The sequence below is a fragment of the Xanthomarina sp. F1114 genome (assembly GCF_026410255.1).
GTDB lineage: Bacteria > Bacteroidota > Bacteroidia > Flavobacteriales > Flavobacteriaceae > Xanthomarina.
In genome coordinates this window covers 1-554 of the sequence record NZ_JAPMLL010000040.1, presented here as the reverse complement: position 1 = coordinate 554, position 554 = coordinate 1, and the positions used below count along the sequence as shown (strand labels likewise).

Below are 554 nucleotides of genomic sequence, written 5' to 3'. Positions count from 1 at the left end.
GTATCGCCTTCAACCGAAACGGTATAAGTCTCTCCTACATCCAGATTGACTATGGTAGCTGTTTCGTCTATTAAAACAGTAGTTGCATCAGCATTCACCATACTAGTTCCTGCAAAAGTAACGTTTGTAATTTCTTCAACAATAACCTCGGCAGAGTCTGTAATATTACAATACGGTTCAGGAAAATTATCAACGCCTGCTACTTCTAGAGTAAAATCTAAAGCTTGTCCATAACCAGCATACGGACCATATCCAAACGGATAAAACTCGATAGCACAAGGGTTTATTCCTGCAGGAGAATCTGGATCTTGATATGTTTTTGTTAATCTAATACGTGTTTCTCCCTCCATAACATCCACAGGAACCGTAATATCCATTGTTACAGAAACGCCATCGTCTCCCACCGAATCGAATAGAGTACCAATTTCATACACTTCTCCAGCATCATCTAAAACACCATTCTGGTTCCAATCTATAAAAGCTACAATATCATTATCAAAAGGTCCTTTGGTATCGCCTTCAACCGAAACGGTATAAGTCTCTCCTACATCCAG

1 protein-coding gene is annotated in these 554 nt (G+C 39.5%); it reads right to left on the bottom strand.

The features are described from left to right. Nucleotides 1-554 (bottom strand): GEVED domain-containing protein (locus OS188_RS14715; protein WP_267149609.1); only part of this gene is annotated, 554 nt, incomplete at both ends.